The sequence below is a fragment of the Dictyobacter formicarum genome (genome assembly GCF_016587435.1).
On sequence record NZ_BNJJ01000033.1, the window covers coordinates 1 to 13,721 of the forward strand.

Below are 13,721 nucleotides of genomic sequence, written 5' to 3' on the forward strand. Positions count from 1 at the left end.
TCAGCAAGGAACCCTGCAGGGGTATGAAGCGCGCGAATACCTGCTCGAGAAGTGGAGCCGTCAGTGTGCCTACTGTGGAGCACAAGATGTCCCTCTGCAGATTGAGCACATTCACCCTCGCGCCAACGGTGGCACCGATCGCATAAGCAACTTGTGTCTTGCCTGCGAGAAGTGCAACATCGCCAAAGGGACCCAGGATATTGCCGTGTTCCTCACGAAGAAACCAGAGGTGTTACAACGGATCCTGGCTCAAGCCAAAGTGCCACTCAAGGACGCGGCGGCCGTCAATGCGACACGTTGGGCGCTCTTTGAGCAATTACAGCAAACTGGTTTGCCAGTGGAATGTGGCAGCGGAGGCTTAACCAAATTCAATAGGACAAGCCAGGGGCTTCCGAAGACGCACTGGCTGGATGCTGCCTGTGTGGGAACGTCGACGCCTGAACGACTGCTGATAGCAGGGGTGTTACCGCTGGTGATCAAAGCAACCGGGCACGGGAACCGTCACATGTGTTTACCGGACAGATATGGGTTTCCGCGCACTGGTGCCAAAGGAAGCAAGAAGGTGAAGGGGTTCCAGACGGGGGATATGGTTAAAGCCATTGTCCCCACAGGCAAAAAGAGAGGTACCTATACAGGACGGGTCGCGGTTCGGGCGAGTGGATCATTCGACATTAGAACGCAGACCGGAACCGTGCAAGGCATTTCCTATCGTCACTGCCAGATGCTTCACCGAAGCGATGGCTATGCGTACACGAAGGGAGCGTCGGCGTTTCCTCCCGTTGCCTGAAGGCAGACGGAGCTCCACGCCACAACGACTATGATTGACCACGATAATCTCGAAGATTTTCGAGATGCGCAGATCTATGATTTGCAAGACAATGGCTATTATGACGATTATCCATTGACCGAGCAGTGGGCGCGCAAGCTTGGTGGGCCTCTGTTGGATCTGGCGTGTGGAACGGGACGTATGGCCCTGCGCATGGCGGCGCTTGGCTATCAGGTGACGGGGGTAGATATCACTCCACAAATGATTGCGCGAGCGCGCCAGAAGGCGGAGCAGCAAGATGCCTCTATTGACTGGGTGGTGGCTGATGCGCGCACGTTCCATCTGCAGAAGCAGTTTTCTTTTATTTACATGCTGGAAAATGCCTTTCAATTCTTTCTGACGCGTGAGGACCAGGAAGCGATGCTGGCTCGTGTCCGGGAACATTTGCTGCCAGAGGGATGTTTTCTCTTTGAAACACGCAATCCCTCTCCACGTAATCTTCTGGAAGTTCGCCATCCAGGAGGAGATAAGTACGAGACCCCTGATGGAGGGCACCTCGTGGTTACTGAGCAGCAACACTACGATCCCATGACGCAGATTCAGCACTACACGCGTCAGCTCACGTTCCTTCAGCCAGGAGGCCGGCAAAAAGAGAAGACGCTGCGCGTAGCCCTGCGCTATGTCTTTCCCCAGGAGATGGAAGCCTTGCTCTTTTATAATGGGTTTCAGATCCGTGCGTGTTACGGCAACTGGCAGCAAGATCCTCTGACCGCCACTTCGCCCGCCATGATCTATGTCTGTCAGAGGCGTGCCTGACACACCAGTCATTAATTACGTATTGAGGAAAGCTTTAGCAAAAATCAGGGTAGACAAGCGCGTAGAAAGGGAAAGGAGTTGAGCGATGGAAACATTCCGCGAAGTCAAAATAGAGGTGTACATTCCTGAGCCCTATATAGAGCGCCTGCGCGATGCATTGCATCAGGCTCATGCTGGAAAAGTAGGCAACTACGATCATTGCCTCTCGGTCACCAATGTGCGTGGATACTGGCGGCCACTGGAGGGTTCCTCTCCATTTGAAGGCCGCATTGGTGAGATAGCGGAAGGTGCCGAGTGTAAAGTAGAGGTTCGCTGTGAGCGGCGCTACGTCTCAGATGCGCTTCAGGCTATTCGTCAAGTACATCCGTACGAGGAACCGCTCATCAACGTGATCCCTTTAGCGAATCATCTTTTTGAGAGCTAAATGGATTTTGTAACTACTCAGGAGGGGCCTGGAAAACAGCAGAAACAGGATAGCCAGCGAGAGCGCCCTCAAGCAATGTAAGGGGCGTATGACCTTCGTGAATACAACCGTTTAGCGTTTCTGAAAAGGTTTTCCTCTACGTGTAGAGCTGTCTGCGCTTTTCGCGCGCTATGCCTTCCATGTCGGTGTTGTCGCTCCATTGGTTGATGTTCCCGATTAGCCGCTGTGTTGCGATATGCTTGACCGCCGGGTCTGTGATCTGTTCAAGAAGCGCCTGGGCGAATATCTCGCCGTGGATGACGGGGAAGGGGCGCTCATAAAAGTACGTGGCGTTTGCCGGCAGGGTTGGGCACATCTGTAGCGCGTTCTGTAGACGGGCCAGCGCCTCATAGGCCCGGGCGAGGGCTTCTGATCGCTCCTTCCAGCTGCTGGCCTGCTGGGCACGCCAGAGGAGCGGTGCTAGCTCTTGCGCGCTGCGCAGACGACCAAAGGCCGTGCCAAACCATTTTGGGTAAGGGGCATACTGCTTCTCCAGTAGAAAGCATAGATTCATAATATCGCGCACGAGACGCGAGCCGATGAGCGCCGAACCGAGTTCATCGCCGACGCTGCCGGCGCGCGGCATGAGATGCTCTTCCTGACCGATGCGCTGCCAGCCAGCGGCTAGCAGGTACAGCCAGATGTCATGCGGATACCATGCAAAACGTGATCGCAGCGCTGTGAGCTCGCCCACCTCGTCCTGGTAGACCTCTCCCTTCACCAGTTCGCCCAGTGCATGCGAGGGGAAGGTGAGCCAGTCGGCCGCCTCCACTGGTTGGGCCAGATCGTAGCCGAGCTGGACGCGCACAAAGTTGCGCAGCGTAATCGGAATGACGCGATGCTTCACCGGACCAGTGAGCGGCCTGCTCATAATACGGAGTCCAGGTGCGACGGATTGGGGGAACGAGACAGGAAAATCAGCGAATGTTTCGGGTAGTTGCTGGCTCAGCAGATCGGCAATCGCATCTCCTTGCTCTGCATCTTCTTCGCGCAGGAAGATGAATAGACGTGGCCCCCAATCGTGATCGACCGATACCTCGTTATCGAAGCCAAGCACCTCGCTGCCGGGCCCGATCAGCGCGGCAGCGTAACGCAGCTCTGGAAAAGCATTGATGAGTAAGGGGCGCGCCACCTCCTGGAAAAAACGGCGACTCAGCTCAAGACCGGACACAAAAACGGGCATGATTCTTCCTTTCTACAGGTGAGGCAGTATATCAAAGATGAAGGAAAAGAGCGGCTATTTAGTATGGCATGTTGTTTTTGGCTGAAAAAGGCTGCTGACGATGGCGGCGCTCAATTGTCCTGTTGCAACTGCTTGAGCGTTTGCTGCAGCCAGCTCTGCTCGGCCTTCAATAGGGCCAGACGATGGCGCATGGCGATATCGACGCCCTTGCCAAAGCCATGCGAGGGCGTTGCCTCGTAGATCACAATCTGCTGGCTGGTGCGTTGCAAGTGCAGCTGCAGGGCCGCCAGCAATTCTTCATGGCTGATATGGTCCAGAAACATCAGCCCGACCTCAAATGGCGAGGTCATCGGATCGGCCTGCTCTAGAATCTGGCGCAGGAGCTCGCTGAACTTCTGCTCGCCCGATGGAGTCAGGGTATACACCTTCCTGACCGGCCGATGGCCCTCCTGTTCCATCCGTTGTTCAACATAGCCTTGCTCACACAGCCGGTCGAGCAGCGTATAGGCTGTCGAGCGCTTCATATTGATGACGCGACTTAAATTTTTTTCGATGAATTCGTTGATTTGATAACCATGCTGGCTCTGGGATTTCAGCAGCCCGAGCAGGAGCAGACTTCTTTCATCCATCTTGCTTTTTCCCATCGTTTTTTGTATGTATAGTATAGTCGAACTTGACTATACTGGTCAAAGATTGTATCCTGACCCAGGTTAGATAGTCGTATCCGACTAATCGCCCATGATTAAAAGCGAAGGAGTATCTCAATGTTTATTGCTGTCAATAAAGTTACCGTTCCCGCAGAGCGCCAGGAAGCCATGATGAAGGGCTTCGAGCATGCCATACCTGGTATGAAGCAGTTCAAGGGTTTTTTGGGCATGGAGCTATGGGTTGCCGATGACAACACCGTTCTGGCAGTGTCGCGCTGGGAGTCCAAGGAGGCGCTGGAAGAGTATACGAACAACGATCTGTTCAAGCAGCACCACGGTGGTGGTCAGTCTGCCGCGCCGGGCCAGGTTTCCTATTACAACGCCAAAGTTCTCAGCTAATTGTCTGTGCTGAGAGGGCCGAGCAGGCAAGCTAATGATACGCCTGCTCGATTCCTCCTGGGCCGGCTAGTTAACTTTGACCTGTTCTGCTTCTGATTCATCGATAGCGTCTTCTTGATTTGTGGATGTCTGCACTGCGGGGGCGCAGAGTGCGGCCAGCATGCAGAGGACCACTACCAGTGTTAGCGCGAGACGTAGCCCGCTGCGATCGGCGACGAAGCCAATGACTGGCGGGCCGGCAATCATGCCAGCATAGCCCCACGTGGTGACCGCTGTGAGCGTAGCTCCCGTATTTTGTTCGGAAAGCCGCCCGGCCGCGCTCAATACCAGAGGCAACGGCACTGACAGGCCGATACCTACCAGTCCCAGGCCAATAAATGCCACTGGTGTCCAGGCAAACAGCAAGGCAAGTGCCAGCCCGCTGGCCGCGAGCAGGCAGGCGCTTCGCATCAGTGCGACAGCCCCAAAGCGCGTTGTCAGTGCATCGCCAGCCGCTCGCCCCATAGCCATACAGACGAGAAACGTCGCGAAGCCGGCGGCTGCCATACCAGCATCCGCATGGAGCGTCCCAGCCAGGTAGACGGCGCTCCAATCGAACAGCGCTCCCACGCTGAGCAGGACGCAGAAAGCGATTACTCCCAGCCGCACCAGTGTGGGCGAAAGATGCAGCGAGAGCGCCTTCTGTGTCACCTGTTCTGGCATCGCGGGTAAGAGGAAACGCGAGCTCCATGCGATACCGATCCCAGCCACAAGCGCGATGGCCAGAAAATGCGCTTCAGGACTCACATGCACAGCCGCCAGCATACTGCCGAGCACCGCTCCGACCAGGCTTCCCACGCTAAAGCAAGCGTGGAACGAATTCATGATGGGGCGTCCATATGCTCGCTCGACATCTACGCCCTGGATATTCATGGTGACATCCATGGCACCGCTGCCAGCGCCAAATAAGATCAGCGCCAGCACCAGCAGCGGCAGGGTGGGCGCGGACGCCATCAGCGGAAGCGAGCCGGCCATGCCAAGCGCGGCCGTAGTAGTGATGACGCTGCTGCCAATGCGCCGGGCGCTGCGGCCAGCTAGATTCATTGCCAGCAGTCCACCCACGGTACAGCCCAGTAAAGCGAGCCCCAGCTGGCCCGCCGGTAGAACCAGCTGCATTTGGATACCTGGAAGGCGCGCTGACAGGGAGGCCGTCATCACGCCATTCAAAAAGAAGAATGTAGCCACCGCCAGCCGGGCCAGGCGCAAATGTTGCTTATTGTCTCTTCGAGAACGAAATATCATGTCATCCTTCACTTTCGGAGAAATCCGCATCCATGGGTGAGGCAAGCATCAAGGGGTGGATGCACGGACTCTATTGAGGCCACACGGCCATACATCTACTTTGGTGGGGGTTGAGGAGGCATACGCGCGTGAATTGGGAAATGCGGCGCAGCGAAGGATTGATCCGCAGCGCAGGGTCATCTCATGAGCGCGAGATGCCTGGCGATGCACGACGTACAGATAGGGAGAGAGGATGGAAGCCACAGAAAACGGCCTGACATACCAATGTCAGACAGGTGAGTAGTAGTGGATTGGCGGCCTGTTTCCTCCCGCATAAGCTCGGCGTGATCGCTTATGCGGGCCAGGCGGTTGCGTTGATCATAGCCTCGAAAATTTCCAACGGATATTCTTTCTTCTATTGCATTACATATTCTTTTATCTGAACGACACTTTACCAGCTGATTGATGAGCTGTCAAGAACCAATGCATTTCATTTAATAGTGCAGGCTATGCAGGCAAGATCATGCCAGCCTTGCTTGCATATGGGCTGGACAAACGTTCGCTGGTAGTGTAAACCTGTGGAAGAGGAGTATGACTTTGAAGAGCCATATACCACGCCTGTGTCCTGCACAGAGATACATCGAGTTAAAAAGTAAGAGGAGATGAAGAATGACACTCAATATTGAATTGCTGAAAAAAATCGCGGAAACACCTGGTATTTCAGGACGTGAAGACCTGGTGCGCGCCCTGGTCCTGGAAGAACTGCGCACACTTACCGACGAGGTCAGCGTTGATCGCCTGGGCAACATCATCGCCTTGAAGCGAGGCAAAAGTGAGCGTCGTGTCATGCTGGCTGCACATATGGATGAAATTGGCTTCATCGTCAAGCATATTGACAACCAGGGATTCATCCGTATTCAGCCAGTGGGTGGTTTTGATGCCCGCGTGCTCTTTGCCCAGCGTGTCTTGGTCCACGGCTTTGCAGGCCAGACCTTACGGGGAGTCCTGATGCCATCGAGCAAGCCTATTCACCTGTTAGGCGATGAGAAACCCGTGGGGGCGAAACTCGATGATCTCTTTATTGATCTCGGCTTGCCAAACGAACAGGTGCGCGCAAAAGTAGAAGTGGGCGATATGATCACGATGGATCGCACGCTGGAAGTCGTTGGCGATATGGTCGTCAGCAAGTCACTGGATGACCGCGCCAGCCTCTTTGTGATGCTCGAAGCCTTGCGCGCTCTGCGGAACCATGAGGTGACTATTTTCGCCGTCGCCACGGTCCAGGAAGAGGTGGGCCTGCGTGGCGCAGCCACTGCCGCTTATCAGGTTCAACCGGATGTGAGCGTAGCGCTGGATATTACTCTGGCGGGGGACATCCCTGGTGGCGCTGATCAGGATGCGGTCACACGACTGGGCGAGGGCACCGCCATCAAAATCTTCGACTCGTCGCATATCTCCAACCATAAGCTCGTGCGGCACTTCCGCGATGTGGCGAAGCGGCACAACATTCCCTATCAGCTTGAGGTGCTGCCACGGGGCGGGACAGATGCGGGAGCGATGCAGCGAACACGCGAAGGCTCACCCACGATCACGCTCTCGACCCCTACCCGCTACGTCCATACGGTCAACGAAATGATCCACCAGGCCGATCTGGAAGCGAGTATTACCTTGCTGGCCCGTTATCTGGAAGATGCCCACAACGGCGACTATTCGCTCTAGAGGCATAGAACTCATCACCCCTCTCATTTTTATAGGAAGAGTGAGAGGGGTGTCATGTGCTCCTTCTGTAAAGACTCATAGACACGCGCTAGCCACCACAGGTAAGGTAAGCCTTTTCTTCGACAGTAGGTGCGCCCCTTGCGGTTGTCGAAATCAATCATCTCCACTATACTTAGGGCATAAGTTTCATGCATCAATAATTGAGGAGGGAAGCAGACTAATGGACTGGTATAATGAGCCTCCCCGCTGGTCGGATCGCGGAGATGTGGTGATGATACAGTCGGGTCCCGGTACGGATTTCTGGCGCGTCACGCATAATGGCGCGGTCAATGATAATGGACATTTCTATTATCAACAACAGACAGGCGATTTTCAGGCTGATGTGAGGATTAGCGGCGAATACCGCGCGCTCTACGATCAGGCAGGCTTGATGGTGCGCCTGGATGCCTCTCATTGGATCAAGTGCGGCATCGAGTTTGTGGATGGCTTTCAGTATGCCAGCGCGGTGGTGACGCGCGACTATTCTGATTGGTCGATTGTGCGCCTGGAAAATAGCCCGCCTTCATTCTGGCTACGCTTGCTGCGCCGGGGGCCAACTATCGAAATCTCCTACGCGCTCGATGGGCACAGCTACCAGCTCTTGCGCCAGGCTTATTTTACTCCAACCGAGACTCTGGAGGTTGGCCTGATGTGCGCTGCTCCCCAGGGTTCTGGTTTCTCCAGCAAATTCGAGCAATTTCGTATCCAGAGCCTCTAATTCTAGCCATCCTGATCGCCCGTTTTGCACTATCTGTATATGTCTAATATATCCAACTTGATGGATAGTTGACCTGTAGGCAGTACGGGCGGCGATTGATTCTTCAGTAAAAGTGTTATGTCAGGCTCTTTTCGGCATCGGGTGGGGGCACGTAGTAACCGACGCCCAACTCGTTGTGCAGGAAGCGCGGCTGCGAAGGATCCGGCTCCAGTTTGCGTCGCAGGTGGCGCATAAATGTGCGCAGGTACGTATTTTCGCCGCTGTAGTCGGGTCCCCAGACGCGCTGCAGGAGTTCACGGTGCGTCAGGACCTTGCCGGCGTTGCGTGTGAGCTCGCAGAGCAGGTCGTATTCAGTTGGGGTGAGGTGGACCTCGTTGCCGCCTGAACTGACATGGCGGTGGGCGAAGTCGACGACCAGGCCGTTATCGCCTCCGCAGCGGTAGAGTGGGCGCTGACCCTCTTTGGTGTTGACATTATTGCGTAGCCGCTCGGTCTCTTCGGCCCGCCTGAGCGCGACGCGAACGCGGGCCAGCAGCTCGTTGATGCTGAACGGCTTGGTTAGATAATCATCGGCTCCCAGGTCGAGGGCCTTGATCTTCACCGGCTCCTCGTCATGGGCTGAGAGCACAATTACCGGCGCCGGACTCCACTCGCGGAAGCGGCGCAGGAAGCTCAGCCCATCCAGTGAAGGTAGGGAAAGATCCAGCAAGACCAGCTGTGGTTGGAAGATAGCTGCCATATCAATCGCTTGCGCTCCATCGCGAACCGTCTGGCAGTGATAGCTACGGGCCTTGAGTTGAGCAAGCAAGAATGTGCGCATCTGTGGATCATCTTCAACGCAAAGGATGCGTACCTTTTTCTCTGTTGTTGACATGCTCTCTTACTCCCCCTCGGTGAGTGCGGTATTGGGTGGCGTAGCGGCGCGCACGGGCCTGCGCTTTCCCCTAAAGACAGGTAGCGTGAAGGCAAACGTCGCACCAAATCCCGGGCTACTGATTACCTCAAGTTGACTACCATGTGCTTCAATAATACCACGACTGATATAGAGGCCAAGGCCGGTAGCCGGGCTCCAGCGTGTCGCCTTCTGGCGGCGCGCGATCTCTGGCTGGCCCGGCCGATCAATCGAAGGGCGACTCAAGGCCGCAAAGGTACTAAAACGCGTAAAGAGGGCACTCTGCTGCTCCTGGCTGATGCCGGGTCCGTGGTCAATCACGCTGATCTTGACGCATTGCGGCCCTTGTTTTTGCTCCTCCGGGATTGGTTCGACCAGCAACTGAACGGCGTCGCCTTCGGGCGCATAGCGGAAAGCATTGCTGAGCAGATTGGTGAGCACGCTCAGGATCAGCTCGTAATCGCCATAGACGGCAGGAAGCTGCTCGGGCATCTGGATCTGCAAGCCGCAGCTGGCCGAGTTGATCAGGGCCTCCAGGCGTTCCTGCACGTCCTCAATGAGCTCGGCCAGCAGGATGGGCTCACGTGCCAGTCGCAGGGCGCCCGCCTCAATGCGCGAGGCATCCAGGAAGTGGTTGATCATGCCAACCAGGCGATCGACCTGCTGATCGGCTGTCTGCAGATAATCATACTGCGCCTCGGCGGTCCAATGCAGGTCCGGGGCCAGCAGAGCGCTCAAATGGGCGCGAATATTTGCCAGGGGCGTCTTCAGCTCGTGTGCCATCGTCGTAAAGAAGTCCTCACGCGCGCGCTCCAGCAGCTTGATGCGACTGATGTCCTGCAGCACGAGAATGGCGCTTTCGATGCTTCCATCCAGCGCTCGCAGGGGGGCGGCCTTTACCAGCAGGTAGAGGGCCTGCCCATCGCTGGTCTGCATATGAAGCTCGGCTTCGCTGCTCCTTCCCTGCATCAGGGCGATCGCGAGTGGCTGCTCCTCATAAGGGATTACGGAGCCGGCGGGACCCAGCATGGGGAGCGCCTGCAAGAGCTGCGCGCAATCTTGATCAATGGTGCGCAGCAGGGCTTCATCGAGATTACTGGCTGGCGGCAGTGGCGCTCCCAGGCGCTGTAATAGCTCAACGGCCTGGCGGTTGATGACCGAGATGTGCTTGTTTTCGGCCGAGACCAGGATTACCCCGCTTGGCAGACGTTCGAGCAGGACCGCCATGCGGGCGCTGGTAATGGCCTGGGCCTCCTGCGCTTCTTGCAGGGCCTGGTTGCGCTGCTTCAGCTCGGTGGTGCGGGCGATAACCTCGGCCTCGATGCGCTCGCGATCGGCGACCTGCTCGGTTACATCATGATAGATCACAATAAAGGCGAAGATATCGCCGAGCTCATCGCGGATTGGCGTATAGGAAACCTGGAGGGTATACGCGACGCCGTTGGCGCCGGTTAGCTTGATCTCGTCATTTGTGCCCGTCAGGGCGCGCTGCTCCAACTCTTCGATTATATGCTCAGGCCGCCAGGGAACCTGCTGCCAGATGGCGCGGCTGCGGCCAAAGGCCTCCTGCAGACTCTGCCCGATCACATTCTCTTTCCACCCCATAAGGTCGCGCGCCGCCTGATTGACATCGGCGATGCGCCAGCGTGGATCAAAGATGATCACTCCATCAGGCATGGCCTGCATGATGTTATCTTTCTGGCGCACGTTGCGGCTGGCGGTGCGGGCCAGTCGATCGATGCGGCGGAAGACGCGCGCATTCTGGATGGCCAGGGCCGCCTGCTGGGCGAATTGTTCGAGCAGCGCCACCTCTTCAGCGGGAAAACCACGGGCGCGCAGGTGATAGACTTCGATGGTGCCAAAGACGACGCTCCCCGCGTTTTCGCTTTGCCCGGGGGCCAGCGGATCATCGGCATGAGGCTCAAAGATCGGGACACATAGCACCGAGCCGGGACGATGGGGCTCTCCCTGGTGATTCAGATAGGGAAAGATATACTGAGGCGTCGTATTGGTATCGGTGATAATGCGTGTGCGATGCTCGCGCGCCACCGTTGCCAGCAGGATCTTATCATCTATCTCTGCCTGCCAGTTTTGCGAAATCGCGTGCAGGCCCAGATGTGCGACCACGCGGGCGCTTTGGAGCACACCATTCTGCTCGGGTATGCTCTCCTCCAGATCGGCCAGGCGCGGCTCGATGGCTGGCACAGAATTATCGCGCAAAATGATGGCGCAGCGTTTTGAGCCAAATGTTTCCTGCAGCACGTTCAAAATGCGTTCCAGCACCAGAGGGAGCGAGCCTGGACCCGACAGGGCGGACGAGATCGCGTGGACCGCCTGGATATGCAGCCTGGCTCGTACCGCATCTGTGATATCTTCCAGGGTAATCAGCAACTGTTCTGGCGGGCTGGCTGTCGTGCGGCTTTCGATGGTGATGCGCCAGTACGTGCGGCCGCGAATCTCTAGAAAACCTTCAAATGGCACTTCCGCCAGTTCTATCCGTTTTCCGGTGCTTGCTGCCTGCCGGAGCAGGGGAAGTAGCGCGGCATGGACCGTGGTGGGCAATAGCTCGGCGATGCTACGGCCAACAACATCCTGTGGCTGCCAGAGGGCGGCCAGCAACGATTGCAGATATGGATTAACATAGTGGATGCAGAAATCACTACTATCCAGCAGGGCGACCCCTACCGACATGGTGTTCAGAATATATTCGAGTTGTTCTCCGTGTCCAGAATGCATCATTATTCTATTTCTAGATACCTGGCGTGGTACCATTTGCAGTAGCTTTAAGACAGTGATGTATGCTGGTAGCGCTACGTGGAGATAGAAGGGCTAGAAACTGTGACTTCCGCCTTTTCTATTGCTTTTGTAGCTGGCTATAAATGGTAGAGTACTCTATATATTATAAAAAAATTTTGTCTCAAAATCATGTTCACCGTTTTTAAGGTCTAGAATTATTATACATCGTTTTTGAATGGCTGTCTCTGTGTTTATAGGTAAAGTTGAGCGTACCATAGCTAGCAAGTGGTTATCTAATAGCGCCAAAAGTGGTCCAACCAACCTCACCTGTTTGTATCCACAAATGAATTCTGCTATCATGCTGGAAAAAGCATTCAACAGCATCTGTGAGATAAAATCTGTGGAATTGAGGTCTCTATTATGGATTTACGTGGGAAACGAGTTCTGGTTATGGGACTGGGACTCCAGGGCTCGGGGATGGCGTCGGCGCGCTATGCGGCCCAGCAGGGGGCAATTGTGCGTGTGACCGATATGAAGTCACCAGAGGTGCTGGCTCCTAGCGTCCAGGCCCTGGCTGGTCTGCCAATCGAGTTTATCCTGGGTGAACATCGGGACGAGGATTTTCGGTGGGCGGAGATCGTCATTCGTAATCCAGGTGTGCCCTGGACTTCTCCCTATATCCGCCTGGCTCAGGAGCACGGGGCACGCATCGAGATGGAGATCGCGCTCTTCCTGCTGGCCTGTCCGGGTCGTGTAATCGGCATCACAGGAACGCGCGGTAAGACCACAACTGCCAGCCTGATCTATGAGATCCTGCGGGCCAGTGGCGCCCCTACTTTGATCGGTGGCAACGTCGCTGGCGTGGAGACATTGTCACTGCTGCCGCAGATTACGCCCGAGACGCTGGTGGTGCTGGAGCTGTCGAGCTGGCAACTGGAAGGCCTGGCCCCGCACAAAATCAGTCCAGCAGTTGCTGTGATGACCAATATTTATCCCGATCATCTTAATACCTATACGGGTATGGAAGATTATGCGGAGGCCAAAGCCAATATTTTTCGCCATCAGAAGCCGGACGACCTGGCTATTTTTAACTATGATAATCCCTGGACGCGCCGCTTTGGTGAGGAGGCACCGGGCCAGACCTGGTTTACCAGCCTGGAAAAGGGTGGAAGCTTCGCCCGCCATACAGCGCAGGTCGAGCCATTTCGTTTTACCGAGACGCCCATGGCCGGTCGCCACAATCTGGAGAATATTTTGCTGGCCACCACAGCCGCCCGCCTGCTCGGTGTCTCTGATGACGTGATCGCTGAGGCGGTGCGACGCTTCCATGGCGTGCCCTATCGTCTGGAAGAGGTACGCGAGCTGAATGGCGTGCGCTACATTAACGACAGTGCCAGCACCTCGCCAGTGGCAGGACAGGTAGCACTGGAGGCCTTTGACGCTCCAATCGTCCTGGTGGCTGGTGGCAACACCAAGCACCTGCCTCTTGAACAATGGCCCGAGCGCATTGTCCAGCGCTGCCGCGACGTCATCTTACTGGCAGGCAGCGGCACCACCGAACTGCTGCCAGCTATCCAGCAAGAGGTACACAATCAGGGTGCCAGCGATCCGGTGCGCGGAATCTTCACTGATTACCAGCAGGCGCTCGCCGCCGCCGTCCAGCTCGCCCGGCCCGGGGATGTCCTCCTCTTCTCGCCCGGCTTCACCAGCTTTGGTATGTTCCTCAATGAATTCGACCGCGGCGATAAATTCGTCGCCTATGTGCGCGCCCTCTAAAGTCCGTCCACAAACTCTCCAGGAGCATAGTTTACTATGCTCCTGGATGTGATGGGTTAACGCTACCAGCTATGTTAATAACACAGTAATTGTCGTGTAAATAAATATGACATATTTCATATGAAGGCACGATTATGGTTGAGTGGATGCAAGATTCTCGTGCATGGAAGGGAAAGCAGGCGCGAGGCTCAATACATTTCATTTATGAGAACATCGAAGAGCCAAACGCAACAAGAAAGGCGTTCGTAGGTGCTGGGCTTGCCCCAGCTTGCCGCCCGAACCTATGGGTTTCGTGTTTCTTTTCGCT

Annotated in this window: 13 protein-coding genes; 8 read left to right on the forward strand and 5 right to left on the reverse strand. The window is 55.9% G+C overall.

The genetic code is table 11. The features are described from left to right. The 3 genes from iscB to JMI88_RS35250 form a co-directional block, all read left to right on the forward strand. Positions 1–787 (forward strand): RNA-guided endonuclease IscB (gene iscB, locus JMI88_RS35240; protein WP_201366720.1); only part of this gene is annotated, 787 nt, incomplete at its 5' end. Positions 788–817: 30 nt separating this feature from the next. After that, positions 818–1,582 carry a class I SAM-dependent methyltransferase gene (locus tag JMI88_RS35245; RefSeq protein WP_201366721.1) on the forward strand — a complete coding sequence of 255 codons (765 nt, stop codon included), beginning with the start codon at positions 818–820 and terminating at the stop codon, positions 1,580–1,582. A gap of 85 nt (positions 1,583–1,667) precedes the next feature. Then, positions 1,668–2,006: a YqfO family protein gene (locus JMI88_RS35250; protein ID WP_201366722.1), complete on the forward strand. Its 339-nt coding sequence runs from the start codon at positions 1,668–1,670 to the stop codon at positions 2,004–2,006. Positions 2,007–2,142: 136 nt separating this feature from the next. Here JMI88_RS35250 and JMI88_RS35255 read toward each other — a convergent pair whose 3' ends face one another. Both JMI88_RS35255 and JMI88_RS35260 read right to left on the reverse strand, forming a co-directional pair. Beyond that, a complete protein-coding gene (locus JMI88_RS35255; protein WP_201366723.1) occupies positions 2,143–3,228 on the reverse strand; it encodes a DUF4037 domain-containing protein in 1,086 nt (361 codons plus the stop codon). Positions 3,229–3,338: 110 nt separating this feature from the next. After that, positions 3,339–3,857 (reverse strand): PadR family transcriptional regulator, encoded by a 519-nt coding sequence (locus JMI88_RS35260; protein WP_201366724.1) that lies wholly within the window; start codon positions 3,855–3,857, stop codon positions 3,339–3,341. Between the two features lie 135 nt (positions 3,858–3,992). Between JMI88_RS35260 and JMI88_RS35265 the strand changes: the two genes are divergently transcribed. Then, complete coding sequence (locus JMI88_RS35265; protein WP_201366725.1) at positions 3,993–4,274, forward strand: antibiotic biosynthesis monooxygenase family protein; 282 nt, start codon at positions 3,993–3,995, stop codon at positions 4,272–4,274. A 66-nt stretch (positions 4,275–4,340) separates the two neighbouring features. Here the strand turns inward: JMI88_RS35265 and JMI88_RS35270 are convergent, their stop codons facing one another. Continuing rightward, the gene (locus JMI88_RS35270) at positions 4,341–5,555 is read right to left on the reverse strand and encodes an MFS transporter (RefSeq protein ID WP_201366726.1); all 1,215 of its coding nucleotides are present in this window, start codon (positions 5,553–5,555) and stop codon (positions 4,341–4,343) included. Positions 5,556–5,683: 128 nt separating this feature from the next. Here JMI88_RS35270 and JMI88_RS40325 point away from each other — a divergent pair, with 128 nt between their 5' ends. The 3 genes from JMI88_RS40325 (at position 5,684) to JMI88_RS35280 (ending at position 8,010) form a co-directional block, all read left to right on the forward strand. Continuing rightward, positions 5,684–5,812: a hypothetical protein gene (locus JMI88_RS40325; RefSeq protein ID WP_268906055.1), complete on the forward strand. Its 129-nt coding sequence runs from the start codon at positions 5,684–5,686 to the stop codon at positions 5,810–5,812. A gap of 391 nt (positions 5,813–6,203) precedes the next feature. Next, the gene (locus JMI88_RS35275; RefSeq protein WP_201366727.1) at positions 6,204–7,253 is read left to right on the forward strand and encodes a M42 family metallopeptidase; all 1,050 of its coding nucleotides are present in this window, start codon (positions 6,204–6,206) and stop codon (positions 7,251–7,253) included. Positions 7,254–7,473: 220 nt separating this feature from the next. Next, on the forward strand, positions 7,474–8,010 hold the full coding sequence (locus JMI88_RS35280) for a DUF1349 domain-containing protein (protein ID WP_201366728.1): 537 nt from the start codon (positions 7,474–7,476) through the stop codon (positions 8,008–8,010). Positions 8,011–8,125: 115 nt separating this feature from the next. Here the strand turns inward: JMI88_RS35280 and JMI88_RS35285 are convergent, their stop codons facing one another. Beyond that, the gene (locus JMI88_RS35285) at positions 8,126–8,884 is read right to left on the reverse strand and encodes a response regulator (protein WP_201366729.1); all 759 of its coding nucleotides are present in this window, start codon (positions 8,882–8,884) and stop codon (positions 8,126–8,128) included. A 6-nt stretch (positions 8,885–8,890) separates the two neighbouring features. Next, a complete protein-coding gene (locus JMI88_RS35290) occupies positions 8,891–11,641 on the reverse strand; it encodes a PAS domain-containing protein (protein ID WP_201366730.1) in 2,751 nt (916 codons plus the stop codon). 417 nt (positions 11,642–12,058) lie between these two features. On the opposite strand from JMI88_RS35290, the gene murD reads away from it, so the two are divergent. Continuing rightward, positions 12,059–13,414, forward strand: a complete 1,356-nt coding sequence (gene murD / locus JMI88_RS35295) for a UDP-N-acetylmuramoyl-L-alanine--D-glutamate ligase (RefSeq protein ID WP_201366731.1) — start codon at positions 12,059–12,061, stop codon at positions 13,412–13,414. Positions 13,415–13,721 lie beyond the last annotated feature (307 nt).